Below are 9,097 nucleotides of genomic sequence, written 5' to 3' on the forward strand. Positions count from 1 at the left end.
CACCTTGGTATTGCTTTCCTTTCTTTGCCATCTTATATACTTTATAGGCTACAAAATCAAATACTATCATTTTTTATCAAAATTTTTCTCTTTCTGTCAAACTTTTATATTGTATATATTAGATATTATGCAGGTAAATCTAAGTTATTAATCTTCGTTAATCGGTTTTTATCGGATAATATAATAATAAACAATAGCCAGCATATAGCTGGCTTTTGTTTATTTAAAATTAATATTTTCTTACTTAGTCACGAGCAGGATGCTTACACTAACTTTTGGTAATAATTTTATGTATTTCAACTTAATATTTTTTTCCAAGGGATTAAAAGAAATAATAAAATTATTGAAACAACAATCAATATACATAAACTGTGTTTAGCTGATCCTGGGTTTATTAAAATGTCATTTTTATTATCATAGTAAACGTTTAATGTTTCTCCTACATTATATTCTGCACATTCATTACGTCCATAATTAATTTTATATATCGATTGATTGTAGATTACTTTTATGCTAGATCGTCCCTTACCACCACTACAAAATTTTTCAATTATTTTAGTTGTAACAAAGTTATTTTGTGAAATGATATTGCTATCTCTATAAAAAAAATATAAATAAAAAAAGAACATAAAAAAAAGTAAGAAAAATAGACATATCTGTCTAACAAAGTAATAATTATTTTGAAGTTTCATAATTTATTTAATCTGAAATTTTGCAAGTAAAACTAAACCATTAATCTTCTTTAATCGGTTTTTATCGGATAATATAGTAAATTACAAAAGCCAGCATATAGCTGGCTTTTGTAATTTAAAATTAATATTTTCTTATCTTAGTAACGAGCAGAATGCTCATGATAGGGAGACTCTTTATTTTTATTTTCTATAAAATTATGGATATTCGAATCCAAAGTAAATTTTAATTAATTTACCATTAATAAATGTGTATTCTGAAAAATATGCTGGTAAATTATATTTTTGTAAAAAAGGAGAAGATTCATAATCAGATATAATGTATTTTATTACATTATTATTTTCTTTGTAATTATTTCCTTTTATTTTTATTAAATCTTTCTTAGATAATCCTAATTTAATACCACTCTCAGTTATAAAATTGTCATATTGTAAATAATTATAAAATTTTTCATTATTCAAATATTCAATTTTAAATTGATAGAATTCATCATAAGTTGATCCATAAAAAAAGTAAACAGTAAATTTCTCAGTATTTAAATTATTTACAAAACTAACAAAAGGTAAATCATTATTATTTTCTATAACTAATTTTTCTAAATTTTTGTAACCATTAAAAAAAGTTCTACTATTAGATAATTCAATATCGTTAACTCTTATATCAGGAATGAAATTAGTTTTATTGTAATTATTTTTCTTTATTTCTTTTGCTGATTTTTCTAAAGAATTTTGATTATCACAACTTATAATTAGAATTAGTGATAAAATTATTAAATTCATTGTTTGCATAGCAAGTAAAATTATATAATTAATCTTCTTTAATCGGTTTTAATCGGATAATGTAATAATAAACAAAAGCCAGCTAATTTAGCTGGCTTTTGTTTATTTAAAATTAATTTTTTCTTACTTAGTTACCAGCAGGATGCTCGCACTAGTTGAAAAAACCACTTCATTTACTATTAACTATTATTTATTCTAAAATAACTTAAAAACAATAACAAAAAGGGTATTAGTACTAAAAAAGATAAAGAAATATTATTTGATTCAAATATAGTATAAATTATGCTTCCTGATTGAATCGTTAAAATAGTTAAAATAAATATTAACAAAAAAAAATAATATAAGATAAAATAATATTTTTTTATTCCAGTTAAAAAGCAATAATAAGAATAATAAAGTATAAACAATCATTACAAATCCTATTGCTATATCTTCATCATTACCTGAGCTTTGAATTTCAGTAACAGGTCTAAAATTCCCTGGATGCATCTCAAAAAACAATCCTTCAGTATGATAAAAAAAATAATAACTAAATAAAATCTCTAGCAATACTAAAAACCTAATAAAATTAATAGATAAAATATATTTTTTCATAATTATTATATTTTTTTATTCTACTTAAATCTATCCATAGCATTCGTCCTTCCTGATGGATCAGGTACTCTTTCTACTTTCACTTTTCCCTCTAAAGCTTCTTGTATTTGATTTTGAAAATTTAATGATCTATTTTCAACTCTCTTATCTTTATATTTTTTCTGGCTTATCCATGTATAATTTTAGATTTTCTTTTCCTTCGTTATGCCCTGTAGTAGCTTCTTTCAATGTTAATTCTCTTCCTATATAATCTTGCATATCTGCAACGTTCATTGCAACATATTCTATTGATACTTCAGGATTTTGAATATATTCAATCATCCATTCAATATGCTGTTGGTTATTCACGTCTAATCCAATACCTGGAGAATACTTATTCTCTAGTTCAATTGCTTTTTGAACTTGAATTTCTCCAAGTCCTAATGAAAGAGTTTTATCACTTTTAATTAATTTACCAAGTACATTAGCTAAATCGCCTCTAGCCCCAGCTGTCTTTTCTTGAAAAATTATACTTGCTACTATTTGAGCAGAAACACCATATTTATCTGATGCTGATTTTATCGAATTTCTATGTTCTTTAATAATATTAAGAGCTTTATTAGGATTATTAAATCTTTCAAATAACATTTTAAATCTACTTGGTGGATCCCCTCCAACAGGCATCATTCCATCCGGATCTATAAAATATACAGGATTATTAAAAGCATAATTATAAGGAGAATGACGTCGCATTTTCTCAGCTAGTGGGTCTAAGTTCATCCATCTACCAATTGCAGGATCGTAATTACGAGCACCGTAATCATAAAGATTAATATCTAAATCTGTTTGTAACTCTTTCCCGTTGTATTTATAATTATAATTCTGATTTCCTAGTTTACCTCCATCATATCCACTGTGTTTTAGTCCAAATGGGTAATAATTATTTTCTTCTAATATTTTTAAAGTACCATTATTTTCCTTTTGATAACTTAAACGTACTACTCGTTACACTCGGGTCATTTCATAAAAACTTTATCAAATTTTTTATTCATGAATCTAAATGATCGGTGTAATTGTAGATATAATTAAATGCATTATTATCTGTTACATTTACATATCCTTCAGTTGTAGGGAAAAATTGTAACTTATAATTAATATTTCTACCAGGAGGATCAATGTATTGAAATCCATCTATATAATAAGTTGTCTCTCCTGATGATAATGCATTTCTTTTTACATATTTTGATAATTTTACACCACTTGCATCATAAGTATATGAAATGTGATCGCCATTTTTCCAAAGAACTTCTGTAGGTAAATATAAACTATTAATCTTCGCTATTCGGTTTTTATCGGATAATATAATAAATTACAAAAGCCAGCATTTAGCTGGCTTTTGTTTATTTTAAAAATTTAATCTTTTTTACTTAGTCACGAGCAGGATATTCGTGATAGCGAAGGTAGCTAGAAATAACAATACTTTAAGAACATTATCGCATCTTTATTTATTATTTTTAATAAATACACTTTCATCTATTAATTCAATATCTTTTTCAAATGGATCTATTGGACTAAAAATAAGTTTATTATTAACAATCCTTATAATGTGATATTCTTCCTTTCCTTGTTTAATCATTTTTAATGTATCTCCACATATTTTATATGATTCGTAGTTAAATGTATTTCCATTTTCTATTCGTTGAATTTTACTTTTATTAATTTTCAAAATAATTTTTTCATTTGTCCATTCCCCTATTAATTTAGTGGTTGTTGTAGTCGTATTATGGTTACAACTTAGAAAAGAATTTGTTATTAGAATTAAGATTATTTTTTTCATCTACTCCGATTTATTACCATTTTTATCAACTTCCCATTGCCAGTTAACATTTTTTCGTTTTTTCACTGTAACATTAATATCAGTACCTTTACTTGCTTTTTTATTTTGATTACGTCTATCTACAATATCTTTAATGAAGCTTTTAGCTCCTTTATTTCCTGAATCTTTATTACACAATCCAAAACATCCGAAGGATCCTACTGAGTAAGTTTTTCCATCATTTTTTTCATATTTCCCTCCAACATGTATCATAACACCCGTTGCCTCATTTTCTTTTCCTTTTTTTCTTTCAGGGCTTTTATTTGGTACAGCATCAAGATTTGAAGAACCATCTTCGTTTCTTAATGCTAATGCTTCTAAGTCAGTTCCTGATGGGTATTGTAATGCAATTCCTTTGTATTTTCCATCTTTATTAGACGGTTCAAAAGCTGTATTTATAACATTATATGTGGTTTCATCAAATCCAAAAAATTCAAGAATAGAATTTGCTTTATTTTCAGATTCATAAACAGGAGCATCTCTTGTTACATAATATGTAGATGTTTTTTTTGTTACATCATCTGTTACTGTCATTTTGTATATATCTATTTTCACTTCTCTTGGGGCTTCTCCGCTTGCTCCAATTAACCTAATAGAAGTTGTTCCTACAGGTGAATTTCCAATAGTTATATGAATATCCCTACCATCAGGATCAATAAATAATATAGGATTGTTAGCAGCATAGTTAAATGGTGATGCGCCATTAAATTTCTCAGCCAGTGGATCAATATTAAACCAACGACCAATAGCAGGATCGTAATTTCTAGCACCGTAGTCGTATAAGTTAATGCCTAGCTCCGTTTGTAACTCTTTCCCATTGTATTTATAATGATAATTCTGATTACCTAGTTTACCCCCATCATACCCACTATGCTTCAATCCAAACGGATAATAATTATTTTCTTCTAATATTTTTAAAGAACCATTATTTTCTTTCTGATAACTTAAACGAACATTTCCTAAATGATCTGTATAATTGTAAACATAATTAAATGAATTATTATCTGTTACATTTACATATCCCTCAGTCGTTGGAAAAAACTCTAAACCATTATTTCTATACTGAAATCCTCCAAGATAGTCTGTTGTCGTTACAGTTGAACCGTCTGTAACAATTTTTTTAAGCTTGATTCCACTTGCGTCATAAACATAGTTAATCTTCTTAGATGTATTCCAAAGAACTTCTTTAGGTAAATTTAAACCATTAATCTTCTTTAATCGGTTTTTATCGGATAATATAATAAATTACAAAAGCCAGCATATAGCTGACTTTTGTTTATTTAAAAATTAATATTTTTTATAGTCACGAGCATGATGCTCTCGCTATCTAAATGACACATTGCTTTATCTAGATTTTATTAAAGGTATAAAAAGGATAATACTTAAACCAACTTTAATTAAAGCAGGTTCTTTTCCAAAAAGTAAACTTGTTAATATGAATTCAACAATAAGTACAAAAAACAATAATGTACATAGGTGTATTAACAATTTATATTTACTAAATACATAATTAATAAGCAAACCTACACTTAAAAAATCTAATAAAATAGGAATTCCGAATAACCATATGAACATAAACCAATCTCCTGGATTACGTAAATCAGATAATTTAATAGGTTTAGCATCTTTATTTATAATATAATAAACTATGTAAAAAATAATATTTAGAACTAAAATATATATTAAAATTTTAAAAAAAATGTTTTTTCTCATAGTATCCTAATTTCTATATCGTTCATAAAAAATTGCTGATTGATTTCTAGAAGTTACTCTTCTTACAGGCATTGCTCCTATATTTCCTTCTCTAATAACAGTATTTGTTCTATGAGTATTCTTAAAAGAAGGTTGTTTATAATTCATTAATCTAAAAGAATTTGAATTTCCAGATCCTTTTACTGATAAACTTGCTGATGGAAAAATATCAGTTGAGGCAGCTAATGATAAATTATTACCATTTAATCCAATAGTCAATTTTTGAGCAACATTTACTTTATCATAACCCATTAAATTTAATCCTACTTCTTCTAAAACATTAACCTTTGCATGTTGCTCATAACTAACTTGCTGTCCATTCTTTAATTCTGATATATTAACCTTATAATTAGTTTCTCCAGGATAATAATTATCTGTAGGTATCCAACCACCTGTTTTGTGTATTCTAGGTTCATCTGAATTAACATTTATAGATAATAAATTATTATCTTTATCTGTATTTGCACTCACATTAATAGTAGATGTAACTTTATCTCCAACAGGAAAATTTCCTAAAGGACCGTCCCAAGAATCTTCATCAATATAACTATTAAAAGTAAAAGATAAATTTCTTCCTAAATATGTTTCACCTAGTTTAGTTGTTTCTTGACTATCTGCATTCCTATCCCAATAAATAGAACCATTTTTTCGTTGAACAAAGTCATTAACACTCATTCCGTCAGGGTCAGTAAAACGGATAGGATTATTTACAGCATAAGTATATGGAGACCATTTACGATACTGTTCCGCCAATGGATCAATATTAAACCAACGTCCAATAGCAGGATCATAGTTTCGTGCGCCGTAGTCGTAAAGGTTAATATTTAAATCTGTTTGTAACTCTTTCCCGTTGTATTTATAATGATAATTCTGGTTGCCTAGTTTACCTCCATCATATCCACTGTGTTTTAGTCCAAATGGGTAATAATTGTTTTCTTCTAATATTTTTAAAGTACCATTATTTTCCTTTTGATAACTTAAACGTATATTCCCTAAATGATCCGTAAAATTGTAAACATAGTTAAATGCATTATTATCTGTTACATTTACATATCCCTCAGCTGTGGGGAAAAACTCTAAAGAATAATTGCTAGATCCTAATCTAGTATATTGAAAACTATTTATGTAATGCGTTTAAATCTTAAACCCTGACCATCTTGGCGCTAAAATTTTTGATAACTTTACTCCACTAGCATCATATAAATAATTTATTTTACTTCCATTTTTCCAAAGAACTTCTGTAGGTAAATTTACATTATAAATCTTCTTTAATCGGTTTTTATCGGATATTATAATAAATTACAAAAGCCAGGATTTAGCTGGCTTTTGTTGTTTTAAAAATCATTTTACATAATTAAGGAAATTCTCTATTAAATAATTCTCTATCTTCTTCTAACCATATGCAGGGTACTTTATTATAAAAATCTCTTATTCTATCTTCAATATGAATTTTATCCCAAACAGATGCTCTTTCTAATCCTATGATTTCTTTTTTTGTTGTTGGAACTATCTCTCCAGTATTTGGATTATATAATTCAAAATGAGTTGGATTTAGAGCATCTTGAATAAAGTGCATTGGCAAAACCTCCAACTCTTTTCTGATACTCATTTTTCCTACTTTAAGCCATTCACCTTTTGTAATAACATGATTGTATACTGCAATAATAAATAAAATTGGTTTTTCATTCAGTATTTCAAAATCTGTTATCTGCTCTTTAGAGGTGAAATTAAAAAATACATAACTTGATTTTTCTAAAATTTGAGCATATACATAATATTTACCATCAATAGGTATTTCTAATATGCTACCTTTTGTTATTCTTTGTTTTTTCATAAACCAAAAACTTTTGCTGCGTTTAAATATTTTGTTCTATTCTTATTATTTGGACTTATACCATTTATAGCATTACCAGAAGTTCCTCCTTGAGATTTAGCTCCTCCATTTTTGTATATTAAATATTGTTCTCTACCTCTAATTGCATTTTTATTAGTAGAAGATTTATCTAAAACAGCTGCTCCAAAGCCATTTTCTGTCATATGATGTGTTTTATCTCTTTTTGCAACATTCTCTAAAGCTGTTCCTGTACCACTAGTTCTACCAGTATATACTTCACCAGTTTTTTTATTTGTTTTAGTATATGTTTGAAAAGTTTTTACTGCTGTTTGCTTTACATCATTAACAGTATTTGTGAGAATTGATTTTCCTCCTTTTGCGGCTAATACTCCTTCTGGTCCTCCAACAGCTGTTAATGCTAAAGTAGCAACATCTCCTATTGTACTAACTATTTTTTCTCCAGTTGTCTCTTTTGGTACATTTTTATATAAAATTAGGGCTCCATTTTCTACTTCATATTTTTTATCAATACTATCATCAGTAAAGATGTTTACTGCTCTGACAACTAGATTTGCAAATGAAGCTCGAATTGAATTTATACTTCCAGCAGTCATTTCTATAGCTTCTAGTTCTGGATCTCTATTATTACAACAATTACTTTCTGTTGTATCTTCTGGAGAATTACCATCTGGATCAATAAATCTTAAGGGATTGTTAAATGCATAATTGTAAGGAGAGTGTCTTGTCATTTGTTCCGCTAAAGGATCGAGATTAAACCAACGCCCAATAGCAGGATCGTAATTACGAGCACCGTAATCATAAAGATTAATATCTAAATCTGTTTGTAACTCTTTCCCGTTGTATTTATACTGATAATTATTATTTGCAAGAGTAGGATCATTATATCCTTTATGTTTCAGTCCAAATGGATAATAATTATTTTCTTCTAATATTTTTAAAGTACCATTATTTTCCTTCTGATAACTTAAACGAACTACTCGTTACACTCGGGTCATTTCATAAAAACTTTATCAAATTTTTTATTCATGAATCTAAATGATCGGTATAGTTGTAAACATAATTAAATGCATTATTATCTGTTACATTTACATATCCTTCAGTTGTAGGGAAAAATTGTAACTTATAATTAATATTTCTACCAGGAGGATCAATGTATTGAAATCCATCTATATAATAAGTTGTCTCTCCTGATGATAATGCATTTCTTTTTACATATTTTGATAATTTTACACCACTTGCATCATAAGTATATGAAATGTGATCGCCATTTTTCCAAAGAACTTCTGTAGGTAAATTTACATTATAAATCTTCGTTAATCGGTTTTATCGGATATTATAATAAATTACAAAAGCCAGCATATAACTGGCTTTTGTTGTTTGTATAAATATTACTATTTTACATTTTTAATATTAGTATAATCATCCAATAGTTTCTTTTATAAATATACCTGTGAAAAATATGATAATCCAAAAAATCACAAAAACTAAAAAATTAGGTAATTTATCCAAAGTTCTTAAAATTTTAGATGAAGAAATTCTTTGCTCTACCTTATATAAGTTTTTTTTAAGATA

The 9,097-nt window shown here is 26.9% G+C and carries 9 protein-coding genes; all 9 read right to left on the reverse strand.

Translation table 11 applies throughout. The annotated features are described in order from the left end of the window. Window positions 1-887: 887 nt before the first annotated feature. A complete protein-coding gene (locus tag BUA86_RS15815) occupies window positions 888-1,469 on the reverse strand; it encodes a hypothetical protein (protein WP_143147352.1) in 582 nt (193 codons plus the stop codon). 264 nt (window positions 1,470-1,733) lie between these two features. Beyond that, window positions 1,734-2,063, reverse strand: a complete 330-nt coding sequence (locus BUA86_RS15820) for a hypothetical protein (protein ID WP_072934129.1) — start codon at window positions 2,061-2,063, stop codon at window positions 1,734-1,736. Window positions 2,064-2,213: 150 nt separating this feature from the next. Then, entirely contained in the window at window positions 2,214-2,999 is a 786-nt protein-coding gene (locus BUA86_RS16000) for an RHS repeat domain-containing protein (protein ID WP_229731954.1), read from the reverse strand. A 544-nt stretch (window positions 3,000-3,543) separates the two neighbouring features. Continuing rightward, complete coding sequence (locus BUA86_RS15830; protein WP_072934131.1) at window positions 3,544-3,879, reverse strand: hypothetical protein; 336 nt, start codon at window positions 3,877-3,879, stop codon at window positions 3,544-3,546. Further along, the gene (locus tag BUA86_RS15835; protein ID WP_083580411.1) at window positions 3,880-5,160 is read right to left on the reverse strand and encodes an RHS repeat-associated core domain-containing protein; all 1,281 of its coding nucleotides are present in this window, start codon (window positions 5,158-5,160) and stop codon (window positions 3,880-3,882) included. 102 nt (window positions 5,161-5,262) lie between these two features. Further along, the gene (locus tag BUA86_RS15840) at window positions 5,263-5,631 is read right to left on the reverse strand and encodes a hypothetical protein (protein ID WP_072934133.1); all 369 of its coding nucleotides are present in this window, start codon (window positions 5,629-5,631) and stop codon (window positions 5,263-5,265) included. A 6-nt stretch (window positions 5,632-5,637) separates the two neighbouring features. Continuing rightward, window positions 5,638-6,795: an RHS repeat-associated core domain-containing protein gene (locus BUA86_RS15845; RefSeq protein ID WP_083580412.1), complete on the reverse strand. Its 1,158-nt coding sequence runs from the start codon at window positions 6,793-6,795 to the stop codon at window positions 5,638-5,640. A gap of 229 nt (window positions 6,796-7,024) precedes the next feature. Next, window positions 7,025-7,504 (reverse strand): Imm26 family immunity protein, encoded by a 480-nt coding sequence (locus BUA86_RS15850; RefSeq protein WP_072934135.1) that lies wholly within the window; start codon window positions 7,502-7,504, stop codon window positions 7,025-7,027. Beyond that, complete coding sequence (locus BUA86_RS16380; protein ID WP_342351377.1) at window positions 7,501-8,457, reverse strand: RHS repeat-associated core domain-containing protein; 957 nt, start codon at window positions 8,455-8,457, stop codon at window positions 7,501-7,503. The genes BUA86_RS15850 and BUA86_RS16380 overlap by 4 nt, the downstream gene beginning before the upstream one ends. Window positions 8,458-9,097: the final 640 nt, after the last annotated feature.

The sequence above is a fragment of the Chishuiella changwenlii genome (assembly GCF_900142565.1).
Lineage (GTDB): Bacteria > Bacteroidota > Bacteroidia > Flavobacteriales > Weeksellaceae > Empedobacter > Empedobacter changwenlii.

Excerpts from the sequence above, each read along its gene's own strand:
- BUA86_RS15815 (WP_143147352.1), bottom strand. The coding sequence starts at position 1,469 with ATGAATTTAATAATTTTATCACTAATTCTAATTATAAGTTGTGATAAT.
- BUA86_RS15820 (WP_072934129.1), bottom strand. The coding sequence starts at position 2,063 with ATGAAAAAATATATTTTATCTATTAATTTTATTAGGTTTTTAGTATTG.
- BUA86_RS15830 (WP_072934131.1), bottom strand. The coding sequence starts at position 3,879 with ATGAAAAAAATAATCTTAATTCTAATAACAAATTCTTTTCTAAGTTGT.
- BUA86_RS15840 (WP_072934133.1), bottom strand. The coding sequence starts at position 5,631 with ATGAGAAAAAACATTTTTTTTAAAATTTTAATATATATTTTAGTTCTA.
- BUA86_RS15850 (WP_072934135.1), bottom strand. The coding sequence starts at position 7,504 with ATGAAAAAACAAAGAATAACAAAAGGTAGCATATTAGAAATACCTATT.